The organism is Halovulum dunhuangense, assembly GCF_013093415.1.
Lineage (GTDB): Bacteria > Pseudomonadota > Alphaproteobacteria > Rhodobacterales > Rhodobacteraceae > Halovulum > Halovulum dunhuangense.
Window position 1 is genome coordinate 1910757 of the sequence record NZ_JABFBC010000001.1, and the last position, 25948, is coordinate 1936704.

Genomic DNA, 25948 nt, shown 5'->3' on the forward strand with positions numbered 1-25948 from the left:
GCTTCACAGCGCGCCCACCCGCACCAGCGCGGTGCGGATATCGGCCAGCGCCTCGGGCCCGAGCGGGGCCTGTGGCGCTATCGGGTCGCCGCAATCGAAGCCCTGCATCGCGAGCCCGGCCTTGATCGCACCGGCCAGGTTGTAGCGGGCAAAGACCTCGTTCACGGCCCACAGATCGCGCTGCAACGCCATGGCCTCGTTCCAGTTACCGGCGCGGCACAGATCGTAGAGCCGGACGCTCTGGCGCGGCACGATGCAGGACGGCCCGGCCATCCAGCCCCTCCCGCCGATCAGCATCACGGCGGTGGTGACATGCGAGGACGCGGCGAAGACGCCCAGATCCTCGCCCACCCGGTTCATCACCGTCAGCAGCCGCCCGGTATTGGTCGAGGCATCCTTCAGGTAGCGGATGTTGGGGTGCCGGGCGAGGGCGGCAATGGCCGGCACGCTCAGGTCGGAGCGCTGGAAATTCGGGTTGGTGTAGAGGGTTACCGGCAGATCCGTCGCATCCGCGATGGCGGTGAAATAGGCGACGACGCCGGCTTCCGAAATCGGGAAATACGCCTCGAGCACGGCCAGGATCCCGTCGGCGCCGATATCACGCCAGGCTTTCGCCTGCGCGGTCGCGTGGGTCGTGGCGGTCGCGGCAACCCCCGCGATCACCGGCACGCGTCCGGCCGCCGTCTCGACCACCGTCTCGATCACCGCGCGGCGCTGGGCGAAGTCGAGATAGGCGAACTCGCCGGTCGAGCCAAGCGGCGCAAGGCCATGAACGCCCTGGGAAATCAGGTGCTCGCATAGCCGCGCCAGCGTCTTGCGGTCGATGTTGCCGCGCGCATCGATCGGTGTCGCCACATAGGGAATGACGCCGTGCAGGTCCTTGGGGTCGCTCATCTTTCCTCCGCCGTCGGTGGGCTGCCCAGTTCCTTGCCGATGGCATCCCGTCCACGCTCGGCCAGCAGCCGGGTCAGCCAGTCCGGGTCCATCTGCGGCACCGAAGAGAGCAGCAGATCCGTGTAAGGGTGGTGCGGCGGGCGGAACATGTCGGCTTTCGGCCCCTGTTCCACGACGCGCCCCTCCTTCATCACCACCACCTCATCGGCGATCGCGCGCACCGTGGCAAGATCATGGGTGATGAACATGTAGGACAGGCCAAGCTCGCGCTGGAGCCGGTCCAGAAGCCGCAGGATCCCCTCGGCCACGATCTGGTCGAGCGCGGATGTGACCTCGTCGCAGATGATGAAGGCCGGGTCGGCCGCAAGCGCCCGGGCGATGCCCACGCGCTGCTTCTGGCCCCCCGACAATTCGGAAGGCAGCCGGTCGCGGTACTCGGCGGGGGCAAGTTCGATCTGGTCCAGCAATTCGTCCACCCGCCGCCGGAGCGCGGCCCCGCCCAGGCCCCGGTAGAAGCGGACCGGCCTGCCCACGGTCTCGGCCACGGTCATGCGGGGGTTCAGCGCGGTGTCCGCGGACTGCCAGATCATCTGGATCCGGCGCAGCAGGTCGCGCGGCCGCTTGCGGAAATCGGTCGGCAGGGGCGTGCCGTCGAACAGGATCTCGCCCGCATCGGGTGGCAGCAGCCCCGTGATGCAGCGCGCCGCGGTCGACTTGCCCGAACCCGACTCGCCCACAACCGCCACCGTGCGGCCGCGGTGGATATCGAAGGACACGTCCTCCAGCACGCGGCTGTCGCCGTAGCTGGCCGATACGCCGCGCAGCGACAGAAGCGGCGCCTCGGCCGCGGGCGGGGCAGGGCGCGCGGGCCTGCGGAAGCTGCGCACCGCCCAGAGCGAGCGGGTATAATCCTCTTGCGGGGCATCGAGCATGACGCGGGTGTCGGCCTCCTCGACATGGTCGCCCCTGAGCAGCACCTTGATGCGGTCGGCCATCTGCGCGACCACGGCCAGGTCGTGGGTGATGTAGATGGCGGCGGTGCCGAACTGCTCGACGATGTCGCGGATCGCGGCCAGCACCTCTATCTGCGTGGTGACATCCAGCGCCGTCGTCGGCTCGTCGAAGATGATGAGGTCGGGGCGGCAGGACATGGCCATCGCCGTCATCGCCCGTTGCAGCTGCCCGCCCGAGACCTGGTGGGGATAGCGAAAGCCGATCTCCTCCGGGTTGGGCAGGCGCAGGCGGCGGTACAGCTCGACCGCGTCGGCCTCGCTGTCCTCGCGCGATGCCAGCCCGTGGATGCGCGGGCCTTCGGTATGCTGGTCGATCAGCCGGTGCGCGGGGTTGAAGGACGCCGCCGCCGATTGCGCGACATAGGCGATCCGGGCGCCGCGCAAGCCACGCCGCGTGGCCTCGGGCGCCTGGACCAGGTCCATCCCGTCGAACACGACGCTGCCGCCCGAGATGCGGCAGCCGTCGCGGGTGAAGCCCATGGCGGCAAGGCCCAGGGTGGATTTGCCCGCGCCCGACTCGCCGATCAGTCCCAGCACCTCGCCGCGGTGCAGGGTCAGATCGACGCCCTTCACGATCTCGGACCAGCCATCGGATGACTGCGCTTCGATCCGCAGGTCGTTGATCTGCAACAGGACTTCGCCAGCGCTCATGGCATCATTCCTTCAGGCCCGAGGACAGGTGCAGCATCCAGTCCACCACGAAATTGACGCCCACCGTCAGCAGCGCGATCGCCGCCGCCGGGATCAGCGGCGTGACCAGCCCGAAGGAGATCATCGTTGCCGTCTCGCGCACCATCGACCCCCAGTCGGCCGTGGGCGGTTGCAGGCCGAGGCCCAGGAAGGACAGGGCGGAAATCGCGAGGAACACGAAGCAGAAACGCAGTCCGAACTCGGCCGCTAGGGGGGCTGCGATGTTGGGCAGCACCTCGCGGCGCATGATGTGCCATGTTCCCTCGCCCCGGAGGCGCGCGGCGGTGACGTAGTCGAGCACGACGATGTTGCCCGCGACCGCCCGCGTCAGGCGGAATATCAGCGGCGCGTAGAGCAGCGCGATGATCAGCGTCAGGTTCAGGATAGAGGTGCCGGTGATCGTGAGCAGCAACAGCGCGAAGATGAGTTGCGGGATCGCCATCAGCATGTCCGCGATCCGGCCCAGCGCCTGGTCGACCCAGCCGCCAAGCGCGGCCGCAAGCAACCCCGTGACGACGCCCGCGACAAAGGCGATGCCGGTGGTCAGAAGCGCGATGCCCACGGTGTTGCGCGCGCCGTAGACAAGGCGCGAGAACAGGTCGCGGCCGATCTGGTCGCCGCCCAGCCACATCTGGCCATCCGCGGGCTGGAAGGCGCGGCCCACGACCTCGGCCTCGCCGAAGGGGGCGATCAGCGGTGCGAAAAGCGCCGCGGTGGCATAGGTCACGATGACGATCAGGCCGAAACAGGCGGTCAGGGGCGCATCCCCGAACAGCCGTCCGGCGCGGTCGGGCAGGGCGCGGGCAAGCGCCTCCCGCACGGCCCAGGACAGGGCGATCGCGGCACCAAGGGCGCCAAGTGCCAGCGCAAGGCCGCTCATTTCGGATGCCTCAGCCGGGGGTTGGACAGGATCGCGCCCAGATCCGCGATCAGGTTGAACAGGATGAAGGTGGCCGCGAAGATCAGGCAGCAGGCCTGCACCACCGGAATGTCGCGGCGCGACACGCTGTCCACCAGCAGCTGGCCGATGCCGGGATAGACGAACACCACCTCGACCAGCACCACGCCGGTGATCAGATAGGCCAGGTTCAACGCCACCACGTTGATGATCGGGGCCAGCGCATTGGGCAGCGCATGGCGGGTCACGACCCGCGCGTTCGATGCGCCCTTGAGCCGTGCCATCTCGATATAGGGCGCGGCCAGCAGGTTGATGATGGCGGCCCGCGTCATGCGCATCATGTAGCCCGTGACCACCAGCGCCATGGTCAGCGCGGGCAGGAAGGAACGGTAAAGCCGTTCGCCCAGTTCCATGTCGGCGCTCACGCTCGAGATGGCCGGGAAAAGCGGCGTCTTGACCGCAAGAAGGACGATCAGGACGTAACCGAGAAAGAACTCCGGCGAAGAGATCGAAACCAGGCCCGCCGCGTTCGAGACGCGGTCGAAAATCGTGTTGCGCAGCAAGGCGGCAAGGATCCCCAGACCCAGCGCAAGCGGCACGGCGATGGCGGCCGCCAGCGCGGCAAGAAACAGCGTGTTGGCGAAACGGGGCAGGATCTGGTCCGCGACAGAACGGCCATTCGCAAGCGAGACGCCGAAATCCCCGCGCAGGACGCCACCCAGCCAGCCAATGTACCGCTCATGCGGGGGCAGGTCCAGGCCGAGTTGCCGGCGCAGCTGCGCGACGTTTTCCTCGGTCGCGCCCTGGCCAAGCACCTGCTGCGCCAGATCGCCGGGCAGGAGTTCCACCGCGCCGAATATCATGAGCGAGACGACGAACAGCGTCCCGAGCCCAAGTAGCAGTCGTTTCGCGATCAGCGGCAGGATGCCGGACACGCCAGATCTCCCGTTTCTGGCCGTCTCCTGGCCTGTCCCTCACGCTCTAGGTCGCAAGAGCGCGCCCATGGGGTCAACCCCCGAGAGGGCACAGGTAGCGTGACCGGGCGCGATTTCCGGTCATGGCCGGGTTTTTCGACATGACATCAAAAGCCGATAATCAATATTATGTTAAATATGTGCAATGCCACCGCTGCCGGACCCCACTGGACGCCAACGCGAAAACCCAGCAAAGAAAGCCACATGCGACCCGACATGCAAAGACCGATCCTGATTGCAGGCCCGACCGCCAGCGGGAAATCCGCACTCGCGCTTGCGCTTGCCGAGCGTTGCGACGGGATCGTCGCCAATGCCGACGCGTTGCAGGTCTATGACTGCTGGCGCGTGCTCAGCGCGCGGCCGTCGGACGCCGATCTGTCGCGCGCGCCACATGCGCTTTACGGTCATGTGCCGGCCGCCACCGTCTATTCCGTCGGCGCCTGGCTGCGGGACCTGACGCCGCTGCTCGGGTCGGACAAGCGCTTGATCATCGTCGGTGGCACGGGGCTTTACCTGTCGGCGCTCACGCGCGGCCTGGCCCCGATACCGCCCACGCCGGACACCATCCGCGCCGAAGGTGACGCGCTGCGCATGACGCGTGGACTGGACCCGTTCCGCGCCTACCTGGAACGGCACGACCCCGAGATCTGGGCCCGGATCGACCGCGCCAACGGCATGCGCCTCCAGCGCGCCTGGGAGGTGCACCGCGCGACCGGGCGGCCCTTGTCCGCATGGCAAAAGGATACCGGCAAGCCATTGATATCGCTGGATACGGCCCATCCCTTCGTTCTGGAAAGCCAGCCGGAATGGCTTGCGCGCCGGATCGACGCGCGTTTCGACGCGATGCTGGACCAAGGCGCGCTCGAGGAGGCGCGCGCGAACCTGCCTGGTTGGGATCCCGACAGACCCTCGGCCAAGGCCCTGGGCGGGCCCGAACTCGTGGCCCATCTTCAGGGAAAGATCAGCCTGCAAGAGGCTGTCGAAAAAGGAAAAACCGCCACGCGGCAATTTGCAAAGCGCCAGCGCACCTGGTTCCGGTCCAACATGAAGGCGTGGCGCCGTCTCGACGCCGGTCTGGCGACCGATGCCGAGACGATTTCCGAAATTCTTTCAATGGCTTGAGTAAAGCGCCTCGAACTGGCTCTTCTGCTTCCGGGTCCAGAGCACCGACAGGTGGTAGCCGTCGTCATCCTGCGCCTCGCGGGTGACGACATTCTCCTTGAACAGCCAGGCGCGCGCCCTGCCCTCGGAAAAGCCCAGATCGACCACCTCGGCGGTGACCGGCTCGGACAGCGTCGCCTCGATCGTGGCGAGAAGCTCGTCCACGCCCTCGCCGCTGGTGGCGGACAGCGCGACATGCTGCGCGGTGCGCCCGCTGCGGCGCTGCATCGCGGCCCGATCGTCGTCGGACAAGAGGTCGATCTTGTTCCAGACCTCGATCATGTGGTCCTGGCGTTCCTCGCCTATGCCAAGCTCTGCAAGGATCTTGCGCACGTCGGCGGCCTGTTCCTCGGTTTCGGGATGGGCGATGTCGCGCACATGCAGGATCAGGTCCGCGTCCAGCACCTCCTCCAGCGTCGCGCGGAATGCCGCGACCAGCTGCGTCGGCAGGTCCGAGATGAAGCCCACCGTGTCCGACAGGATCGCCTGCTTTCCGCCCGGCAGCGCGATGCCGCGCATCGTCGGATCGAGCGTCGCAAACAGCATGTCCTTGGCCAGCGTGCTGGCACCGGTGATCCGGTTGAACAGCGTCGACTTGCCGGCGTTGGTGTAGCCCACGAGTGCTATGATCGGGAACGGCACCTTCTTGCGCCCGGCCCGGTGCAGTTCGCGCGTCTTGACCACCTTGGACAGCTGCTTCCGGATCTGCACGATCCGCTCTGCCAGCGCGCGGCGGTCCGCCTCGATCTGCGTTTCGCCGGGGCCGCCGATGAAGCCCAGCGCACCGCGCTGGCGTTCCAGGTGGGTCCAGCTGCGCACCAGGCGCGATTTCTGGTAGCTCAGATGCGCAAGCTCGACCTGAAGCACGCCCTCGCGGGTCTGCGCACGGTCACCGAAGATTTCCAGGATCAGGCCGGTCCGGTCGAGGATCTTGACCTTCCACGCCTTTTCCAGGTTGCGCTGTTGAACAGGGCTGACGGGCCCGTCGATCACGACGAGCCCGATCTCGTTTTCGCGGCAGATCTCTGCCAGCTCCTCGACCTTGCCCGGGCCGAAAAGATGACCCGCGCGCGGGCGCGGAACCGGCACGACCAGGGCGCCGGCAAGCTCGAGCCCCGGCAGCGCCTCGGTCAGGCTGACCGCTTCGTCCAGCGCAAGCCGCGGCTCACGCTCGTATTTCGTTCCGGGCAGTACCGGATGCAGAACCTGGGTACGCAATCAGTTCCCGTCTTCCCCCTCGTAGAGAGAGACCGGTTGAGAGGGCATGATGGTCGAGATGGCGTGCTTGTAGACAAGCTGTGACTGGCCATCGCGGCGCAGCAATACGCAGAAATTGTCGAACCAGGTGATCACGCCCTGGAGTTTCACGCCGTTCACGAGGAATATCGTGACGGGTATCTTCGCCTTGCGGACGCTGTTGAGAAACGCGTCCTGCAGGTTCTGTTTCGTTTCGGCAGCCATTTTTGAGCCTTATCGCTTCTCTTGCCCGCTGTGCGGGATTATCGTTTGCAGTCGGTGACAATGGGTATGGTTTCGCAGATTTCCAGACCCGTGCCAAGGAATCTGTCCCGCAGTGCCGCAATAACGTCACTCGCGCCAGAAGTCCGGGTTGAAAAGCGATATCAGCACCAGGACCTCGACGCGGCCCAGGATCATGGCCGCACTCAGCACCAGCCGCTCGGGCCCCTCGAGCAGACCGTAGCTCAGGTTCGGGATGATCAGTTCCGCCGCCGGTCCCGTGTTGGTCAGGGCCGCCACGCCAAGCGCCATCGCCACGTCGAAATTCGTGCCCAGCGCGGTCAGGATCAGCAGGAGCAGGCTAGAGGCGAGCAGCAGCAGCATGACGAAGACAAAGGCGATCTGCGCGCCCTCGCGACGGATGCGCCGGGCCGTGACCCCTGCCCCGCCCACGGAATTGGGATGGATCATGCGCTGCATCTCGCGCACGCCGTGCTTGTAGAGCGCGTAGACCCGCAGCAGCTTGACGCCCCCGGTGGTGGTGGCGATCCCGCCGCCCATCATGCACAGCGTCAACAGGATCAGCCCGGGCGTCTGCAGGGCCGACCAGTCCTGCGCCGCGGCCCAGTCGCGGCTGTTGAAGCCGGTAGTCGACATGAAGCTGAGCGTGTTGAAAAGCGTCCCCCAGAAAGCCGAGAGCGCGCCCACCACGTCTTCCTGCACCGATACCTCGTAGGCGCCGACGAAATGGCGCAGGAACAGAAGCGCCGTGACGCCCAGCACCGCCACCGCCGCAAGCCGGTATTCGGGGCCGATATCGAACGGCCTGCCACGCACCTGTCGCCAGCCCAGCGTGGTCGAGCGCCGGCTGATGGCGATGACGATGAAGACAAGCACCAGCGCCTCGCCGACATGCCCTGAAGCCGCCTGCGAAAAGTCGCGCAGCGGCGTGATGCCGCTTGTGGAAAGGACCGACATCGCATGGACCAGCGCGACCAGCGCCCGATCCCCCGCCGCCATCAGCCCGAAGGTCAGCGCCAGCGTAAGGCCGGCATAGATCGGCAGCAGCGCCAGCGCGTGATGGCCAAGCCGCAGGCTCGGCGGCTCGTCCGTCCGCAGCGCCCGCTGCGCCTCGCCCTGGCCGCGGGCCATGGCGGCCCGGATCTCGAACCCGCCAAGGTTCAGGGGCTGCAGGATGGCCACCGCCGCCACGAGGATCAGGAAGCCCCCCGCCCAGCCGACCATGCCGCGCCACAGATGTACCGGGTCCGGCAGGCGCTCGGGTGCGTCGAACACCGTCGCCCCGGTTGTCGTCAGGCAGGACACCATCTCGAAATAGAGCTGCCCGAAGGTGAAGGTGGGCGCCAGCGGCACCATTGGCGTGGCCAGCATGACGGGCAGTGCGGCATAGGCCAGAAGCAGCGTCAGGATCTCGCGCCCGGGGCGCATCGCGGGGCGCGCCCGGCTGCTTGCCATGGCGATCATGCTGCCGATCACAAGGAAGAACATGCCATGCCAGAAGAACACCCGCCCGACGAAGTATTCCTCCAGCCACAGCGCGTGCAGCGCCGGTCCCATCATCATCAGCGCCGCGATGATCAGCAGGCAGGCCAGCGGCGGAATGTCCCTCAGCGCGGCTGCCATCTAGAAATAGTCGATGCTGACCTGGAACAGGCGTTCCACTGCGGCCACGTCCTCGCGCAGGGCGAATACGGTCATCGTGTCGCCCTCTTCGATCAGGGTGTCGCCGCGCGGCAGGATCAGCGTGTCGCGCTTGCGGATCGCACCGACCAGCGCCCCTTCGGGCAGGCCCGAATCCCGCACCCGCTTGCCCGCGATGGGGGATGTGCCCAGCACCTGCGCCTCCAGCACTTCGGCCTCGGCGTCGCCGATCGAATAGACGGCGCGGATCCGGCCATGCCGGATATGGCGCAGGATCGAGGATACCGTCGTCGCGCGCGGGTTGATGAAGGCGTCGATCCCGAGCGGCTGCATCAGCGGCGCAAGCGAGGGGTCGTTGATGAGCGCGATCACCAGCGGGCAGCCTTCGGCCTTGGCCCGGGCGCAGGACAGAAGATTGGTCTTGTCGTCGTCGGTCAGGGCAAGGACCGCGTCCGCCTTCTCGATATTGGCTTCCTCCAGCATCTGCACGTCAAGCCCGTCGCCATGCAGCACGATGGTCCGGCTGAGCGCGTCTGCCGTCGCCTCGGCCACATGGCGGTCGCGTTCGATCAGTTTCACCCGCGTCTTGCCCGGCGCCTGTTCCAGCGCCCGGGCGACCGACCGGCCGACGCTGCCGCCGCCGATGATGATGATGCGCTCGGACTTGCGATGCGTCTTGCCGAAGATCTCCATGGTGCGGGCCACGTCCTCGGTCGCGGCCATGATGTAGATCTCGTCGCCGACGAAAAGCTGGTCTTCGGGCTCGGGGGCGAAAAGCCGTTCGTCGCGCCGGATGCCCACCACGACCGCGCGCAGGGTGGAAAACAGCTCGGAAAGCTGCCGCAGCGGCGTATTGATGACGGCGCAATCCTCCTCGATGGTCAGGCCGATCAGCTGCGCCTGCCCGTCGAGGAAGCTTTCGGTATCGAATGCCGCGGGCGCCGCGAGCCGTTGAAGCGCCGCCTGCGCCACCTCCTGCTCGGGCGAGATCACCACGTCGATGGGCAGGTGATCGCGGCGGAACAGGTCGGAATAGATCGCGTCCAGATAGGCCTTGGCCCTGAGCCGCGCCACCTTGCGCGGCACCGAAAAGATCGAGTGCGCCACCTGGCAGGTCACCATGTTGACCTCGTCCGACTGGGTCGCCGCGATCAGCATGTCCGCGTCGCGGGCCCCTGCCCGCTCCAGTATGTCGGGATGCGATGCGAAGCCGGTGATCCCCGTCACGTCGATGGTCTCGGTTATGCGGCGGATCAGGCTCTCGCTCTGGTCGACGACCGTGACCTCGTTGCCCTCGGCCGCCAGGTGGCGGGCCAGCTGTCCGCCGACCTGTCCCGCGCCACAGATGATGACCTTCATGCCAGATCGTCCATTTCGGCCGGATCGCCCACCCGCGCGCCGCCGCGCGCCGTGGTGATGACGTTCAGCGATTTCAGTTTGCGGTGCAGGGCCGAACGTTCCATGCCCACGAAGCTTGCCGTGCGAGAGATGTTGCCCCCGAAACGGTTGATCTGCGCGATCAGGTACTCGCGCTCGAACTGCTCGCGCGCCTCGCGCAGCGGCAGGCCGGCATAGATCGCCGAGATGATGGCATGCGCATTGTCGGCGCCGCCGGTATTGGCCGGGAATTCCGATGCCTCGATCATGCCGCTGTCGGGGCCGAGGATCAGGCAGCGTTCAAGCACGTTGCGCAGCTGCCGGATGTTGCCGGGCCAGGACAGCGTCTGGAGATGCGCCTCGGCATCCTCGGACAGACGCCGCAGGGGCAATCCCTGCGTCGCGTTCAGTTCGGCAATGAAATGACGCGCCAGTTCGGGAATGTCATCGCGCCGCGCATCGAGCGGCGGCACCTCGATCGGGACCACGTTCAGCCGGTGATACAGATCCTCGCGAAAGGCGCCGAGCGCGATCTGGCTCTTGAGGTCCTTGTTGGTGGCCGACAGCACGCGCACATCGACCCGCACCGTGTCGGACCCCCCTGCCCGCTGGAAAGCCTGTTCGATCAGCACGCGCAGGATCTTGGACTGGGTGCCGGGCGGCATGTCGGCCACCTCGTCCAGGAACAGGATCCCGCCATGGGCCTGCTCGAACAGGCCCGGCTCGTGCCCTCGCTCGGGCGTGAAGCGGCCGAACAGCACCTCTTCCATGCGCTCGGGCTCTATCGTGGCGGCCGAGGCCACGACGAAGGGGCCGTTGGCGCGGTCGGATCTGAGATGGATGAAGCGGGCGGCGATCTCCTTGCCGCTGCCGGCGGGCCCGGTCAGCATTACCCGGCCATTGCCGCGCGCCACCTTTTCGAGCTGCGATTTCAGGTTTCTCAGCGCGGCCGAGGATCCGATCATCTCGGTCGCGGTCACGTCGCGGCGGCGCAGCTTCGCGTTTTCCCGCCGCAGACGCGAGGTTTCCAGCCCGCGGGTGATCACGACCATCAGCTGGTCGATGTTGAAAGGCTTCTCGATGAAGTCGTAGGCGCCCTGCTTCACGGCCGCGACCGCGATCTCGATGTTGCCATGACCCGAGATGATGACCACCGGGATCGCGGGATTGTCCCGGCGCACGGATTTCAGGATGTCGATACCGTCGAGCTTCGAGTCCTTCAGCCAGATGTCGAGGATGATCAGGTCGGGCGGCTCTCGGTTGATCTCGGTGAACGCGCTGTCGCTGTCCCAGGCAAGCCGCACGCTGTGGCCCTCGTCGCGGAGGATGTCGCCGACCAGCTCGCGGATGTCCCGCTCGTCATCCACTACAAGAATGTCACCCATGGCATCCGCCCCCCGATCTAGTCTTTTTCATGCAACATGCGCCTCTGGCGCAGGCTCGCCCGCAAGCCGGTCCTCGCCGATGGGCAGCACGATCCGTGCCTCGGCGCCCAGATGCCCGTCGGGGGCGAAACAGGGCGCGTCCATCAGTTCCAGCTGGCCGGAATGCTCCTCGATGATCTTGCGCACGATCGACAGTCCCAGCCCGGTGCCCTTCTCCTTATGCGTGACGTAAGGCTCGAACAAGCGGGTGCGCTGCGCCGGCAGTCCGGCGCCATTGTCCTGGATCTGGATGAGAAGCGCGCCCTCGATATCCGTCACCAGTACCCGGATCTCTGGCGCGTAGCCATCAGAGCCGTTATTTTTGACATGCTCGTCAATCGCTTCCGTCGCGTTCTTCAGAAGATTGGTCAGCGCCTGGCTCATCATCGTCTCGTCGATGCTGGCCATCACCGGGTGCGTCGGCGCCTCGAGCGCGAAGCGGATATCGGACCTTGCGCTTTCCTGAAGCAGCACCGCCGATCGGATCACCGCCATCAGGTCGGCGATGCGACGCTCCGGCGCGGGCATCCGCGCGAACTTGGAAAACTCGTCCACGATCCGGCGCAGATCGCCGGTCTGGCGGATGATCACGTCGGAATACTGCTCCAGCGTCTCGCGCTGGTCGCCGACGATGGGGCCGAACTTGCGCCTGAGGCGTTCCGCCGAAAGCTGGATCGGGGTGAGCGGGTTCTTGATCTCGTGCGCGATGCGGCGCGCGACGTCGCCCCAGGCGGCCATGCGCTGCGCCGATACCAGGTCCGACACGTCGTCGAAGGTCACAACGAACCCCTCGACCTGCCCGTCAGAACCGGCGCGGGTGGACATGCGCACCAGCAGCACCTCCTCGCGACCGCCGCGGACCAGCCGGACCTCGCCCTGGGTGACGGCACCGATCCGCCGCTCCAGCCGGTCGAACAGGGCCGCGAATTCCGGGATCGCCTCGGCCAGCGGCACCGACCCCGGCGCAAGGTCGTGCAGGGCAAGGTGTTCCGTCGCCGCGGAATTCGCCATCTCGATCCGGCCCTGCGCGTCGAGCCCGACCACGCCCGCGGTCACGCTCGACAGGATGCTGTCGAACAGGCGGCGGCGGCGCTCGGTCTCGCGGTTGGCCTCGACCAGGGCGTCGCGCTGCCCCTTCACCTGCCGGGTCATGCGGTTGAACACGCGGCCCAGCATGGCGATCTCGTCCTCGCCCTTGTCCTCGGGCACCTGCACGTCCAGATCCCCCGCGCCCACCCGCTGCGCGGCCGACGCCAGCCGGCCCACGGGCCGCGACAGCCGTTCGGCGAACCACAGGCCCAGCCAGATCGCGGCGAGAATGACGATCAGGGCGAAGCCCAGGTAGATCAGCGCGAACTCGAACAGCAGCCGCCCGCGGTCGCGTTCGAGCTGCTGGTAAAGCCCCACCGTCTCGCGCGTTTCGTCCAGAAGGTTCAGGATGTCGCCGTCCACGTCGCGGGTGACATAGAGATAGCGGTCCGGATAGGCCGAAAGCGCCAGCAGCGCCCGGAACTCGAAGTTGACCGTATCCTCGATGATGACCGTCTCTCCGGCGGCGGCGCGCGCGATCTCCTCGGGCAAGGGGGGCTCGTAGTCGAACAGGTAGCTGCGGTCCCCCCGCGCGCGCAGGTCGCCCGCCCCGTCGATCACGAAGGCCTCGGGCAGCTCGCGCTGCATCTGCACCTGCCCGCGGTTCAGCAACTCGCGGAACTGCGAGGGCGTGATCAGGGGAAAGCGCTCGCGCTGGCCGTTCAGGAACCGCGCGAGGATCTGCGCATCCGCCATCAGGTTCGAGCGGTGCTCTTCCTCATAGGCCTCGGCCGCGGCAAGCGAGTTGCCCACCACGTTGCGCACCCGGTCGGAAAACCAGCCCTCCAGCCCGAAATTGAGCGTCAGCGTGGCGAACACGGCCACAAGGATGGTGGGCAGCAGCGCGATGATCGCGAAGACGCCCATCAGCCGCATGTGCAGGCGCGAGCCCGCGGAATCGCGCCGCCGCGCCCCGAAGGTGGCGGCCACGCGGTGCGCGACCAGGCCCGCGACCAGCAGCACATAGACGAAATCGACCAGAAGGATCGGGCGCAGCAGCCGTTCCTCGAGAACCGAGCCCGCGCCCAGCGCAAGCCCCGTCAGAACGGCAAGAACCGGGCCGAGCGCCACCAGCGTCAGCGTCAGGGTGTTTCGCGTGCGGCGCTCGCGCAGGATTCGGTTGACCGAGTCCGTCAGGCGAAGCGTCTGACTCTGTTGCACTTTTGGAACAGACCTGTGGTTATCCGGCGTCTGTGGCCAGACTACATCATTTTCTTGCCACGTGTCACCGCAATGTCCAGATCCTGTATCTTCTTTCGAAGGGTATTCCGGTTGATGCCCAGAAGCTCGGCGGTCCGCACCTGGTTGCCGCGCGTGGCCGACAGCGACAGCGCGATCAGGGGCAGCTCCACTTCCTTCAGGATGCGGTCGTAAAGCCCCGGCGGCGGCAGGCTGTCGCCATGCAGGTCGAAATACCGCTTCAGATGGCTTTCGATCGCCTGGCTCAGCTTCTGGCTTTTCGCGCCCGTCGGGCTGCTGACGGAACTGGGCCGCGCCTTGATTTCCTGAAGCACGACCGCCGCCGAGATGATCTCGTCTGGGCAGAGCACGGCAAGCCGCTTCATCAGGTTTTCCAACTCGCGCACGTTGCCCGACCAGTCGAGCTTGCGCAGCTCGTCCAGCGCCTCGGGGGCGATGGTCTTGCGCGGCAGCCCCTCGCCTTCGGCGTTGCGCAGGAAGTGGCGCGCAAGGTCGGGGATGTCGTCAAGCCGGTCCCGCAGGGGCGGCAGGCGCACCGGCACCACGTTCAGCCGGTAGAACAGGTCCTCGCGGAAGCGGCCCTCGTTCACCAGCGTGCGCAGGTCCTGGTGGGTCGCGGCGATGATGCGTGCATTGGCGCGCAGCGTCTCGCGCCCGCCGACGCGGGAATATTCGTTGTCCTGAAGCACGCGCAGCAGCCGCGTCTGGGCCGCCACCGGCATGTCGCCCACCTCGTCGAGAAACAGCGTGCCCCCCGCGGCCTGCTCGAACTTGCCGGCGCCATCCGGGCCGGGCTGGGCGGCGGTGCCGAACATCTCGACCTCGATCATGTCCGACGGGATCGAGGCCATGTTGATCGCCACGAACGGCCCGTTCTTGCGCAGGCCGAAATTGTGCAGCGCACGGGCGACCAGTTCCTTGCCGGTGCCGCTCTCGCCCGAGATCATCACGCCCAGATCGGTCGTCATCAGCCGCGCCATGATGCGATAGACGTCCTGCATGGCCGGGGAACGACCGATCAGCGGCAGCGGCTGCGCCTTGTCCTCCGGCCGCTCCTCGCCGGTTCCCGTCCCGCGCCGCTTCTGGCGGGTCAGCGCCTTGTTGACCTGGCTCAGAACCTCGCGCAGGTCAAAGGGCTTGGGGATGTATTCATAGGCGCCCACTTCCGTCGCGCGGATCGCGGTCATCATGGTGTTCTGCGCCGACATCACGATCACCGGCAGGTCGGGGCGCTTGCGGTGGATCGCCGGCAACAGGTCGAGCGCATCGCCGTCGGGCATCATCACGTCCGACACGACGCAATCCCCCTCCCCCTCCTCGATCCAGCGCCACAGGGTCGAGATGGTGCCGGTCGAACGCACCCGGCAGCCGGCCCGGGTCAGGGCCTGGCTCAGAACGGTGCGGATGGTGCGGTCGTCATCCGCGACGATCACCGTGCCTTCCATCAGTCACTCTCCCCTTGGGTGGCGGCCGTCTCGGGCGCCAGATCCTCTTTCCAGACCGGCAGGCGGACGCGGAACTCGGTGCGGCCGGGCTGGCTGTCCACCTCGATCACGCCGCCATGGTCGCTCAGCACCTTCGAGACCAGCGACAGGCCCAGCCCCGTGCCGTTCGCCTTGGAACTGACGAAGGGGTCGAAGATGTCGCGGATCAGCGTCTCGGGGATGCCGGAGCCGTTGTCGATGATGCTGATGAGCAGCGGCAGCCCCTCGGCCTTGCGGCCCGGAAGCGACAGCTTGACCCCGGGCTGATAACCCGTGCGCACCCGCACGATCCCGCCCACCTGAGGGCAGGCCTCGGCCGCGTTCTTCAGCAGGTTCTGGAACACCTGCATCAGCTGGTCCGGATCGCCCGCCGTGAATGGCAGCGAGGGGTCATAGGTCTCGACGAAGCGCAGATGCCGCCCGAAGCCCGCCTCGGCCGCGCGCTTGGCGCGGTCCAGCACGTCGTGGATGTTCACGGGCTTGCGCAGCGTCGGGCGCAGGTCGCCGAATTCCTCGACCCGTTCCACCAGCTTGCCGATGCGGTCGGTCTCTTCCTGGATCAGGCGGGTCAGTTCCTGGTCCTCCTCGTCGAGGCTCATGGCCAGAAGCTGCGCCGCGCCGGAAATGCCGGCCAGCGGGTTGCGGATCTCGTGCGCCAGCATCGCGGCCATGCCGGTGACGGATCGCGCGGCCGAGCGGTGCGCCAGCGTGCGATCCATCTGCGTGGCGATGCCCGTGGGATGCAGCAGCAGAAGCACGTTGCCGGATCGGTCCTGCACCTGGGAGGCGTGGATCGTGTAGCTGCGCGCGTGCTTGTCCTGCCAGGACAGGTCCACGTCGTACTGCACCACCGACGCCACGCCGCGCCGCGTCTGGGAGACCCCCTCGAGGATCGGGCTCGAGCCGCCGATGAACGCCGCGAGCGGCTTTCCCGCCATCTGCCGCAGCGAGGTGGAGAACTGGCTTTCGGCCGCCCCGTTGCACGAAAGGATGTTGTCGTTCGGGTCGAGCAGCAGCGCCGGATAGGGCACCGCGCTCCAGATCGGGTCCTGGTCGATCGTCATGCGGCCCTCCGCGGTGCCGGCGCATCGGCAAGATGGGCAATGGCCGCCAGCACTGCCTCGGGCCGTTTCGCGGTCAGGATCTCGCGTCTGAGTGCTGTCGGCGTGTCCAGCCGGTCCATGTACCAGCCCAGGTGCTTGCGGGCGCAGCGCAGGCCCAGCTCCTGGCCGTAGAAATCCAGCATCGCCTCGTAATGTTCCGAAATCATGTCGGAAAGCGCGGCTCCTGCGGGAATGTCGGGGGGCGGCGTGCCGTGCAGTTCCGCCGCCACTTCGGCCAGCATCCAGGGCGCGCCCTGCGCGCCGCGCCCGATCATCACGCCGTCGGCGCCCGAGGCATCGAGCGCCTTGCGCGCGCTGGCCGCATCCACGATGTCGCCATTGGCGACCAGCGGCACCGTCACCGCCTCCTTCACCGGGGCAATGGCGGCCCAGTCGGCCTGGCCCTTGTAGAACTGGCAGCGCGTGCGCCCGTGCACGGTGATCATCGCGACCCCGGCCGCCTCGGCCCTTGCGGCGATCTCGGGCGCGTTCAGGCTGTCGTCGTCCCATCCGAGCCGCATCTTCAGCGTGACCGGCACATCGACGGCCGCAACCACCGCCTCGATCAGCGACAGGGCGTGATCGGGTTCGCGCATCAGGGCCGAACCCGACCAGCCATTCGTCACCTTCTTGGCGGGGCAGCCCATGTTGATGTCGATCACGCGCGCGCCCTCTCCGGCGCACAGGCGCGCCGCCTCGGCCATCCAGCGCGCTTCCCGCCCGGCGATCTGTACGGATGTGTTGGCGACCCCCAGCCCCAGGGCTGCTCGGGCACGCGCCGCCGGTTTTTCCTGCACCATCTCCTGGCTTGCCACCATTTCAGACACCACAAGCCCCGCACCGAAGCGTGCGACAAGGCTTCTGAACGGAACATCCGTGATTCCAGCCATCGGTGCCAGAAAAACAGGCGGGTCATAGCTGCATGCACCCAAGGTGATCGGCAATTGATTATTCCTTGTGCAGTTTGCCTGAATACATAGCCGGATGTGGACGTTTCAGCAATCCGCTTGTGCCCGCATGGCGGCTCTGATTTTGATACATGCACCATTCTTGACGAGGGGCCGATGGATTTTGCCGCTTTGATCGTCGCCGCCGGCAAGGGAGTGCGCGCGGGCGGCGGGATGCCCAAGCAGTATCGCGACCTGCGCGGGCAGGCGGTTCTGGCGCGCACCATCGCGGCCTTTCTCGACCACCCCTTCTGCCGTGCGGTCCAGGTGGTGATCGGCCCCGAGGACCGCGCCCTTTACGACGCGGCGACAGCAAGCCTGCACCCGGCACGGCTGCTGCCCCCCGTCACCGGCGGCGACACGCGCTCGGCCTCGGTCCGGCGGGGGCTTGCCGCGCTTTCCACCATGGAGCCGCCGGCGGTGCTGATCCATGACGCCGCCCGCCCCTTCCTCGGCCACGCGGTGATCGACCGGGTGCTTGGCGGCATCGGGCCGGGGCATGCGGCCTTTCCGGCGCTGCCCATCGTGGATGCGCTCTGGCGGGCCGAACATGGGCAGGTCACGGCCCCCCACCCGCGCGAGAACCTGTGGCGCGCGCAGACCCCGCAGGGCTTTCTCTATCGCGACATCGTGGCCGCGCACGACGCTGCCCAGGGCCCCGCCGATGACGATGTCGCCATCGCGCGGGCGGCGGGTCTTGCGGTTTCGGTCGTGTTGGGGGATGGAAACAACTTCAAGATCACGCTGCCGCAGGATTTCGACCGGGCCGAGAGATTGTTGAGGGAAGAGATGGACATACGCACCGGGAACGGCTTCGACGTGCACGCCTTCGCGCCGGGGGATCAGGTGATCCTGAACGGGGTCCGCATCCCTTTCGACAAGGCGCTTTCTGGGCATTCCGATGCCGATGTCGGCATGCACGCGCTGACCGACGCCATATTCGGCGCTCTGGCCGAGGGGGATATCGGCCAATGGTTCCCCCCTTCGGATCCGCAGTGGAAGGGGGCCGCCTCGCACATCTTTCTCGAAAAGGCGGTGGAGCGGGCGACGGCGCGGGGCTTCCGCATCACCAGTCTCGACTGCACCCTGATCTGCGAGGCGCCCAAGATCGGCCCGCATGCGGCGGCCATGCGCGAAAGCCTGTCGCGCATCACCGGGGTGGAGGTCGAGCGCATCAGCGTCAAGGCCACCACCACCGAGCGGCTGGGCTTCCCCGGCCGCGGCGAGGGGATCGCGGCATTGGCGACCGCGACGCTGGTCGGCGCATGATCCGGGCGATCGTCACCTTCGGCTATGTCGGTCTGATCCCCAGGGCGCCGGGGACCTTCGGCACGCTTGCGGCGCTTCCCGTGGGCTATGCGCTGCATGTGCTTGGCGGCTTCCCGCTGCTGGTGATCGCGACGCTTGCGGTTTTCGTCCTTGGCTACTGGGCGACGGTCCGGGCGATCGCGGATGACCCCACGGCCGATCCGGGCTGGATCGTGGTGGACGAGGTCGTGGGCCTGTGGATCGCGCTTTTCCCGCTGTCCTTCGGGCTCTGGCATGCGGGGGCGGCCCCGATGCTGTTTCCCTGGCCGGGCTGGGTCGGCGCCTTCGTCATGTTCCGCCTGTTCGACATCCTGAAACCCTGGCCCGTCAGCCGCGTCGACGCCATGCACGGGGCGGCGGGCGTGATGCTCGACGATGTGGCCGCGGGCGTGATGGCGGCGCTGGTCGTGGCGCTGGCCGCCTTCATCGCACACGGGATGATGGGCGCATGAGCCGCGCCGCCGAGGTGCTGGACGCCTGCCGCGCGCGGGGCTGGCATGTGGCGACCGCCGAAAGCTGCACGGGCGGGCTCATCATGGGGGCGCTGACCGATGTGGCGGGCTCGTCCGACGTGGTCGAGCGCGGCTTCGTCACCTATTCCAACGCCGCCAAGATCGAGATGCTGGGCGTCCGCCCCGAGACGCTCGACGCGGTCGGCGCCGTGTCCGAGGATGTCGCGCGGCAGATGGCCGAAGGCGCACTGAACCGTTCCCCCGCGGATATCGCCGTCTCGGTCACCGGGATCGCTGGCCCGGGCGGATCGGCTTTCAAGCCCGAGGGGCTGGTCTGGTTCGGGCTGGCGGCAAGGGGGCGCCCTGCCCTGACCCTGCGGCGCGAATTCGGGGCGATCGGCCGGGCGCATGTGCGCGCAAGTTCCGTGGAACAGGCGCTGGACCTGCTGCTGGCCGCGGCCCGCGATCAGCGCCTGCCGTAAAGTGCCGCCGCCCGCGCCTCGAAGGCGCGCACGATGCGCTGCATCGCCTCGTTGAACACCACGCCGATGATCGCCTGCAAGGTGCGCGAACGGAACTCGAAATCCACGAAGAAGCGGACCCGGCAGCGATCCTCGCCCAGGGTCTCGAATTCCCAGTGGTTGTTGAGGTAGCGGAACGGCCCTTCCAGGTACTCAACGTCGATCTTGCGCGCCTCGGGGTTCAGGGTCACGCGGCTGCCGAAACGTTCGCGGAACACCTTGAAGGATACGATCAGGTCCGCGTCGATCCGCTGGCCGTCGGGGATGTCCGTCACCTGCCGGATCCGCGCCGCGCTTACCCAGGGCAGGAACTGCGGATAGCTTTCGATATCGGCCACCAGCGCATAAAGCTGGTCGGCGCTGTAGGGCATCTCTCGGTTTTCGCTGTGCTTCGGCATGGGCGTCTATATGGCGGGTGGCTATCGGGTTGACAAAACCCCGGTTTGTCGCAGGCTGCGCCCCGGTACAGGCAAGGGGGTTCGAGTGCAACCGGATCATTCCACTTACGTCATCGACGAGATGATCTCGGCCAAGTCGATCGCCGCCCGGGTCGAGGAACTGGCGCGCCAGATCTCGGCGCATTTCCGCGGCACGAACAAGCTGGTGGTGGTGGGGCTTCTGCGCGGCTCTTTCGTCTTCATCGCGGACCTGGTGCGCGAGCTGGACCTGCCGGTCGAGGTGGATTTCCTCGAAGCCTCCTCCTACGGCAACGCCACGGAATCGAGCCGCGAGGTGCGCATCCTGAAAGACCTGCGCGGCGAGATCGAGGGCCGCGACGTGCTGGTGGTCGAGGACATCGTCGACACCGGCCACACGCTGAAACACGTTCTCGACATCCTGCGCACCCGGCATCCTGCCCGGCTGGAAGTCTGCGCCCTGCTCGACAAGCCCGCCCGCCGCGAGGTGGACATAAAGGCCACCTGGACCGGCTTCGAGATCCCCGACGAATTCGTGGTGGGCTACGGCATCGACTACGCGCAACGGAACCGCAACCTGCCGCATATCGGCAAGGTGCGGTTTTTATAAATACTTTCCTGGAGTTTCTTTAAATTCCAGAAATATTTTTTCTTGCTCTTTTGGCAACTTAATATTTTTATGCAGCCATTCAATTATTTTAATAACATCATGAATATCTTCCATATGTAGCTTCTTATTGCGGATTTGTTTTTCCAGTATTGATGTAGGCGATGATGAGCCGGAGATAAAAAAGGCGAAGGATGTGTCGCTAATATTATCAATACCTTGAAAGATAATATTACCGTTTATGCTCGTGGTAGAGAAATCCAATTTCGCCATATCCTCGTAAATTTTTGATATTTTATCTGAAATAGATGTATTTTTCGAGCTTTTCTCTGAGTTTGTGCTTTGAATTAACTGCTCTAATCGAAGAACAAACTGGTCTATTTTTATGATGTCTTCAGCCTTTGTAAGATTTCCAAATGCATTATATCTGCTACTAGGGCTTGTAAATCTTTCAATTCGATCCAAGAATTTTAACGGACTTTCTTCCAGATAGTACTTTTCTTGAAAACTATCTGGCCTATTAAAGTAGAAATTTAATTCAATTATTTGACATAATTTTGTATATAGTGCCTTTAATCCGTGGTTATATTCCTTGACCGGTTTATTATTTATTAAAATCAATGACTTCATATACTTCTCGAGTGATTGCCCTGCGCTCCAGAAAAAATTATGGTTAAGCTTGATATGAAAGCAGTACCTTGCAAGTAGATAGTCTTTTTGGGCCGGCTTATAAAAGGATTCGAATATGACTCGATCCTTAAAACTTTCTGGCTCATAGTATCTCGCAACCACTAGAAGTTTAACCGCCCAGCTTCGCGAGCCGGGCCGCCCTTAGCCGCGCGAAGTCGTCGCCGGCGTGGTAGCTCGACCGCGTCAGCGGCGTGGCCGAGACCATGAGGAAGCCCTTGCCATAGGCGGCCTTCTCGTAGGCGGCGAATTCCTCGGGCGTCACGAAACGGTCCACCGCGTGATGCTTCTTCGTCGGCTGGAGATACTGGCCGATGGTCAGGAAATCCACGTCGGCCGCGCGCATGTCGTCCATGACCTGGTGCACGGCCTGCCGGTTCTCGCCCAGGCCCACCATGATGCCCGACTTCGTGAACATCGACGGATCAAGTTCCTTGACCTTCTGCAAAAGCCGCAGCGAGTGGAAATAGCGCGCGCCGGGGCGCACTTCGGGGTAGAGCCCCGGCACCGTCTCGAGATTGTGGTTGAAGACGTCCGGCTTCGCCTCGACCACCGTCTCAAGCGCCGATGCGGGGCATTTCAGGAAATCGGGCGTCAGCACCTCGATCGTCGTCTCAGAGTTCTTGCGGCGCACGGCGCGGATGGTCTGGGCGATATGCTCGGCCCCGCCATCCTCCAGGTCGTCGCGGTCCACCGAGGTGATGACGACGTGCTTCAGCCCCAGCTTTTCCACCGCGACCGCCACGCGCCCCGGCTCGAACACGTCAAGCGCGTCGGGCCTGCCCGTCGCCACGTTGCAGAAGGTGCAGCCGCGGGTGCAGATCTCGCCCATGATCATCATGGTGGCGTGGCCCTGGCTCCAGCATTCGCCCACATTGGGGCAGCCGGCTTCCTCGCAGACGGTGACGAGCTTGTTCTCGCGCATGATCCGGGCCGTCTCGCGGTAGCCGGCGCTGGTCGGCGCCTTGACCCGGATCCAGTCCGGCTTGCGCAGGATCGGCGCATCGGCCTTTCGCTGCTTTTCCGGGTGGCGCTGGGTGCGGTCTTTCAGGTCTCGGGTCGTCATGCGTGCCTCCGGCGGCGGTGTGCGACGGCTTCTAGCAGGGACCGTCGCGAATGTCAGGTGCCCATGCCCGGGACGCGCCGGGCACGGGCCTGTCACCGATCAGAAATGGATCGCCCGGCCATAGGCGTCCAGTACCGACTCGTGCATCATTTCCGACAGGGTCGGATGCGGGAAGACGGTGTTCATCAGATCCTCTTCCGTGGTTTCCAGGCTGCGGCCCACCACATAGCCCTGGATGAGTTCCGTCACCTCGGCGCCGACCATGTGCGCGCCCAGAAGCTCGCCGGTCTTCGCGTCGAACACGGTCTTGACCATGCCCTCGGGCTCGCCCAGCGCGATGGCCTTGCCGTTGCCGATGAAGGGGAAGCGGCCGACCTTGATCTCGTAGCCCAGTTCCTTGGCCTTCGCCTCGGAGTAGCCCACGCTTGCCACCTGCGGGTGGCAATAGGTGCAGCCGGCGATGGCTTCAGGCTTGATCGGGTGCACGTCGTTCTTCCCGGCGATCAGCTCGGCCACCATCACGCCCTCGTGGCTGGCCTTGTGGGCAAGCCAGGGCGCGCCGGCGATGTCGCCGATGGCATAAAGCCCCTCGACCCCGGTGCGGCAATATTCGTCGGTCACGACATGGGTGCGGTCGATCTTGACGCCCAGCTTCTCCAGGCCCAGCCCCTCGACATTGCCGACGATGCCCACGGCGGAAATCACCGTGTCGAATTCGTGGGTCTCGGTCTTGCCGTCCTTCTCGACATGGGCGGTGACCTTGTCGGCGGCGCGGTCGAGCTTCTTGACCGTGGCCTTTTCCAGGATGGTCATGCCCTGCTTGGTGAACTGCTTCTTCGCGAAGGCCGAGATCTCGGCGTCCTCCACGGGCAGGATGCGGTCCATCACCTCGACCACGGTCGTCTCGGCGCCGAGCGTGTTGTAGAAGCTGGCGAACTCGATCCCGATGGCGCCCGAGCCGATCACCAGCAGCTTCTTGGGCATGTGCGGCGGTTGCAGCGCGGTCTTGTAGGTCCAGACCCGCTTGCCGTCGCCCTCCAGCCCCGGCAGCTCGCGCGCGCGCGCCCCGGTGGCAAGGATGATGTTCTTGGCCACCAGTTCCTCGGTGCCCTTGTCGGTCTTGACCGCGACCTTGCCCTTCGCGGGGATCGTGGCCTCGCCCATGATCACGGTGACCTTGTTCTTCTTCAGAAGGCCCCCGACCCCGCTGGAAAGCTGCTTGGCCACCCCGCGCGAGCGCTTGACCACCGCGTCGATGTCATAGCCGATGCCGTCCGCCTTCAGTCCGAATTCCTTGGCGCGGTGCATCAGGTGGAACACCTCGGCCGAACGCAGCATCGCCTTGGTCGGGATGCAGCCCCAGTTCAGGCAGATGCCGCCCAGATGCTCGCGTTCCACGACGGCGGCGTTCAGCCCCAGCTGCGCGGCCCGGATCGCGGCCACATATCCGCCCGGTCCGGCCCCGATCACGACGATGTCGAAGGATTTGCTGGCCATGGTGAGTCCTCTCTGCGAAAAATTGGCTTAGTGTTAAACCATCTGGCGCCGTGTTTCCACAGCGCAGGCTATGCGCCGGGTTCGGAACCGCCCTGCATCTGGCGCACGACCGCGCCGTAGCCACCGTCGTCCAGCAATGCCTGTTCCTCTGGCGTGGTCTTTCGGCCCAGCGCCCCGTTGCGATAGGGAAAGCGGCCGAAACGGCGGATGATCTCGCGGTGCGCGCGGGCGTGAAGGATGTTGTCCGTCCCCGGCATGGCGCGCTCGAAATGCGCGATGCCCGCGTCCTGCAGGGCCAGATCCTCGGCATGCATGAAGGGCAGGTAGAAGAACTGCCGCGCGGGTGGGTCGATCTCCATGTCCTCGCCGCGGGCGATGGCGTCCCTGGCGACGCCCAGCGCCAGCGCATCGGTCGCGAATGCCCGCCCCTCGCCGCGAAACAGGTTGCGCGGGAACTGGTCGAGCAGGATCAGGTTCGCAAGGCTTGCCCGCGCGCCCCCCGAAAAGGGCGCCCTGCCCGCCGCGTGCGCCTTTTCCCAAAGCGCGGCGAAGCGGCGCCGTATCTCGGCGTCGAGCGCGTCGTCCTGCCGGTACCACTGCTCCGGCGTCGTCTCTTCGAGCCAGAAGGCAAGGATGTCTTCGTGCGTGCTGTGCTGTTCCATGCCTGGCATGGTGCCCATCGGGGCCGGAAACGCAATCCCTCAGGCGCGCGCGGCTGCCTCGTCCGCCTTTTCCTGTGCAACCTCCTGCGCCACTTCCAGCGCGACCGGGGTCGCCTGGTGGAACACCGGCGAATAGGCGGTGGTGTCCTCGACCGCGGGTGCCGGGCGCTGGGTCATGCGGTAGAGCGCATAGACCATGACAGCGGCAAAGAGCGTGCCGAGAAAGACGAAGAACCCGACCGGGCCGATCCGCGCCATCAGCAGGCCGATCACGATGGGGCCCATGATCGCGCCCAGCCCGTTGGCGAACAGAAGCCCGCCCGAGGCGGAGGCCATGTCGCCCGGCTCCAGGAAGTCGTTGGTATAGGCGATCATCAGCGAATAGAGCGGGTTCGCCATCGCGCCCACGATGAAGCCCACGATGCAGACCACGGTGAAATCGCCCAGAACCGGCAGCGCAAGAAGCGAGGCGGCCGCCCCGATCGCGGTGCCCCCCACGATCAGCTTGCGCCGGTCCATCCGGTCCGAGATCCAGCCCACGGGATACTGGAACAGCAGGCCGCCGAGGTAGATCAACCCCACCAGCAGCGAGGTCTGCGCCGTGGAGAACCCGGCCTCCGAGGCGTAGACCGCGCTCATTCCGAAAATGCCCGAGAACACGCCCCCCAGCAGGAAGCAGCCGACCATGCCCAGCGGCGAGATATGGAACAGCTGCGCCAGCGTCATGGGCTTCGTCGCCTCGAAGGCCGGTGCGGGGGTCTTCGACAGCAGGATCGGCGCGAAAGCCACCGACACCAGCACCGACATGATGACGAAAAGCGTGTATTCGGCCGGATCTGCGATGTTCAGCAAGCCCTGCGCCGCGATGATGCCCACCATCTGCACGATCATGTAGAGCGACAGCGCCTGGCCCCGCGTCTCGTTGGTCGACGCCCCGTTGAGCCAGCTTTCCGACACGATGTAGACCCCGCAGAAGCATAGCCCGACGATGAAGCGCATCAGCGCCCAGCTGACGGGATGCGGGATCGCCGCATAAAGGATGAAGGCCGCCGAGATCAGCGAGGCCAGCGCCGCGAAGACGCGCACATGGCCCACCTGCGCGATCAGTGCCGGCGTCAGCTTGGAGCCCGCCAGGAAGCCAAGGAAATAGGCCGACATCACATAGGACATCGTGCCCGCGTCATAGCCCTCGATCGCGCCGCGCACGCCTAGTAGCGTACCCTGCAACCCGTTGCCCACCATCAGGAAAAGAAGGCCCAGCAGAAGCGGCCACGAGGTGCGCAAAACGGTCAGCATGAAAGTGTCCTGTCAGTCTTTCGGCCGCGGCAGCGGCATCCCGCCCTGGCCCCGGCAAGGCC

The 25948-nt window shown here is 65.9% G+C and carries 24 protein-coding genes; 5 read left to right on the plus strand and 19 right to left on the minus strand.

From position 1 onward, the window contains the following. Positions 1–3: 3 nt before the first annotated feature. The 4 genes from HMH01_RS09280 to HMH01_RS09295 are packed head-to-tail and all read right to left on the minus strand — an operon-like array spanning position 4 to position 4430. Positions 4–894 carry a dihydrodipicolinate synthase family protein gene (locus HMH01_RS09280; protein ID WP_171324552.1) on the minus strand — a complete coding sequence of 297 codons (891 nt, stop codon included), beginning with the start codon at positions 892–894 and terminating at the stop codon, positions 4–6. Further along, the gene (locus HMH01_RS09285; RefSeq protein WP_171324554.1) at positions 891–2558 is read right to left on the minus strand and encodes an ABC transporter ATP-binding protein; all 1668 of its coding nucleotides are present in this window, start codon (positions 2556–2558) and stop codon (positions 891–893) included. Before HMH01_RS09285 ends, HMH01_RS09280 begins: the two co-directional genes overlap by 4 nt. A 4-nt stretch (positions 2559–2562) precedes the next feature. After that, positions 2563–3477, minus strand: a complete 915-nt coding sequence (locus HMH01_RS09290) for an ABC transporter permease (RefSeq protein ID WP_171324556.1) — start codon at positions 3475–3477, stop codon at positions 2563–2565. Continuing rightward, positions 3474–4430 (minus strand): ABC transporter permease subunit, encoded by a 957-nt coding sequence (locus tag HMH01_RS09295; RefSeq protein WP_171324558.1) that lies wholly within the window; start codon positions 4428–4430, stop codon positions 3474–3476. Before HMH01_RS09295 ends, HMH01_RS09290 begins: the two co-directional genes overlap by 4 nt. A gap of 255 nt (positions 4431–4685) precedes the next feature. Here HMH01_RS09295 and miaA point away from each other — a divergent pair, with 255 nt between their 5' ends. Continuing rightward, positions 4686–5591: a tRNA (adenosine(37)-N6)-dimethylallyltransferase MiaA gene (miaA, locus tag HMH01_RS09300; RefSeq protein ID WP_246237303.1), complete on the plus strand. Its 906-nt coding sequence runs from the start codon at positions 4686–4688 to the stop codon at positions 5589–5591. Here the strand turns inward: miaA and hflX are convergent. The 9 genes from hflX to dusB form a co-directional block, all read right to left on the minus strand. After that, entirely contained in the window at positions 5580–6848 is a 1269-nt protein-coding gene (hflX, locus tag HMH01_RS09305; RefSeq protein ID WP_171324562.1) for a GTPase HflX, read from the minus strand. The genes miaA and hflX overlap by 12 nt on opposite strands. Next, on the minus strand, positions 6849–7091 hold the full coding sequence (gene hfq, locus HMH01_RS09310) for an RNA chaperone Hfq (RefSeq protein ID WP_171324564.1): 243 nt from the start codon (positions 7089–7091) through the stop codon (positions 6849–6851). Between the two features lie 126 nt (positions 7092–7217). Then, positions 7218–8732: a TrkH family potassium uptake protein gene (locus HMH01_RS09315; RefSeq protein WP_171324566.1), complete on the minus strand. Its 1515-nt coding sequence runs from the start codon at positions 8730–8732 to the stop codon at positions 7218–7220. Further along, on the minus strand, positions 8733–10109 hold the full coding sequence (gene trkA, locus HMH01_RS09320) for a Trk system potassium transporter TrkA (protein ID WP_171324567.1): 1377 nt from the start codon (positions 10107–10109) through the stop codon (positions 8733–8735). Beyond that, the gene (gene ntrX, locus HMH01_RS09325; RefSeq protein ID WP_171324569.1) at positions 10106–11512 is read right to left on the minus strand and encodes a nitrogen assimilation response regulator NtrX; all 1407 of its coding nucleotides are present in this window, start codon (positions 11510–11512) and stop codon (positions 10106–10108) included. The genes trkA and ntrX overlap by 4 nt, the downstream gene beginning before the upstream one ends. Positions 11513–11539: 27 nt before the next feature. Further along, positions 11540–13801: an ATP-binding protein gene (locus HMH01_RS09330; protein WP_171324571.1), complete on the minus strand. Its 2262-nt coding sequence runs from the start codon at positions 13799–13801 to the stop codon at positions 11540–11542. Between the two features lie 41 nt (positions 13802–13842). Next, positions 13843–15285, minus strand: a complete 1443-nt coding sequence (gene ntrC / locus HMH01_RS09335) for a nitrogen regulation protein NR(I) (RefSeq protein ID WP_171324574.1) — start codon at positions 15283–15285, stop codon at positions 13843–13845. After that, entirely contained in the window at positions 15285–16388 is a 1104-nt protein-coding gene (locus HMH01_RS09340; protein WP_171324576.1) for a two-component system sensor histidine kinase NtrB, read from the minus strand. Before HMH01_RS09340 ends, ntrC begins: the two co-directional genes overlap by 1 nt. After that, on the minus strand, positions 16385–17371 hold the full coding sequence (dusB, locus tag HMH01_RS09345; RefSeq protein WP_171324578.1) for a tRNA dihydrouridine synthase DusB: 987 nt from the start codon (positions 17369–17371) through the stop codon (positions 16385–16387). The genes HMH01_RS09340 and dusB overlap by 4 nt, the downstream gene beginning before the upstream one ends. Positions 17372–17491: 120 nt before the next feature. Here dusB and HMH01_RS09350 point away from each other — a divergent pair, with 120 nt between their 5' ends. The 3 genes from HMH01_RS09350 to HMH01_RS09360 are packed head-to-tail and all read left to right on the plus strand — an operon-like array spanning position 17492 to position 19616. Further along, positions 17492–18643: a bifunctional 2-C-methyl-D-erythritol 4-phosphate cytidylyltransferase/2-C-methyl-D-erythritol 2,4-cyclodiphosphate synthase gene (locus HMH01_RS09350; protein WP_171324580.1), complete on the plus strand. Its 1152-nt coding sequence runs from the start codon at positions 17492–17494 to the stop codon at positions 18641–18643. Next, positions 18640–19134: a phosphatidylglycerophosphatase A family protein gene (locus tag HMH01_RS09355; protein ID WP_171324582.1), complete on the plus strand. Its 495-nt coding sequence runs from the start codon at positions 18640–18642 to the stop codon at positions 19132–19134. The genes HMH01_RS09350 and HMH01_RS09355 overlap by 4 nt, the downstream gene beginning before the upstream one ends. Next, entirely contained in the window at positions 19131–19616 is a 486-nt protein-coding gene (locus tag HMH01_RS09360) for a CinA family protein (protein ID WP_171324583.1), read from the plus strand. Before HMH01_RS09355 ends, HMH01_RS09360 begins: the two co-directional genes overlap by 4 nt. Here the strand turns inward: HMH01_RS09360 and HMH01_RS09365 are convergent. Then, the gene (locus HMH01_RS09365) at positions 19601–20053 is read right to left on the minus strand and encodes a type II toxin-antitoxin system RatA family toxin (RefSeq protein WP_171324586.1); all 453 of its coding nucleotides are present in this window, start codon (positions 20051–20053) and stop codon (positions 19601–19603) included. The two genes, HMH01_RS09360 and HMH01_RS09365, sit on opposite strands and share 16 nt — an antisense overlap. A 121-nt stretch (positions 20054–20174) precedes the next feature. Between HMH01_RS09365 and hpt the strand changes: the two genes are divergently transcribed. Next, positions 20175–20681, plus strand: a complete 507-nt coding sequence (hpt, locus tag HMH01_RS09370; protein WP_171325327.1) for a hypoxanthine phosphoribosyltransferase — start codon at positions 20175–20177, stop codon at positions 20679–20681. On the opposite strand, the gene HMH01_RS09375 is transcribed toward hpt, so the two are convergent. The 5 genes from HMH01_RS09375 to HMH01_RS09395 all read right to left on the minus strand — a co-directional run bounded on the left by HMH01_RS09375 (position 20676) and on the right by HMH01_RS09395 (position 25886). Beyond that, the gene (locus HMH01_RS09375) at positions 20676–21308 is read right to left on the minus strand and encodes a hypothetical protein (protein ID WP_171324588.1); all 633 of its coding nucleotides are present in this window, start codon (positions 21306–21308) and stop codon (positions 20676–20678) included. The two genes, hpt and HMH01_RS09375, sit on opposite strands and share 6 nt — an antisense overlap. Positions 21309–21477: 169 nt before the next feature. Next, positions 21478–22431, minus strand: coding sequence for a lipoyl synthase (gene lipA, locus HMH01_RS09380; RefSeq protein ID WP_171324590.1), 954 nt, complete (start codon positions 22429–22431; stop codon positions 21478–21480). Between the two features lie 99 nt (positions 22432–22530). Beyond that, complete coding sequence (lpdA, locus tag HMH01_RS09385) at positions 22531–23928, minus strand: dihydrolipoyl dehydrogenase (protein WP_171324592.1); 1398 nt, start codon at positions 23926–23928, stop codon at positions 22531–22533. 68 nt (positions 23929–23996) lie between these two features. Further along, positions 23997–24590 (minus strand): DUF924 family protein, encoded by a 594-nt coding sequence (locus tag HMH01_RS09390; protein WP_171324594.1) that lies wholly within the window; start codon positions 24588–24590, stop codon positions 23997–23999. Between the two features lie 39 nt (positions 24591–24629). Continuing rightward, positions 24630–25886 (minus strand): MFS transporter, encoded by a 1257-nt coding sequence (locus HMH01_RS09395; RefSeq protein ID WP_171324596.1) that lies wholly within the window; start codon positions 25884–25886, stop codon positions 24630–24632. Positions 25887–25948: the final 62 nt, after the last annotated feature.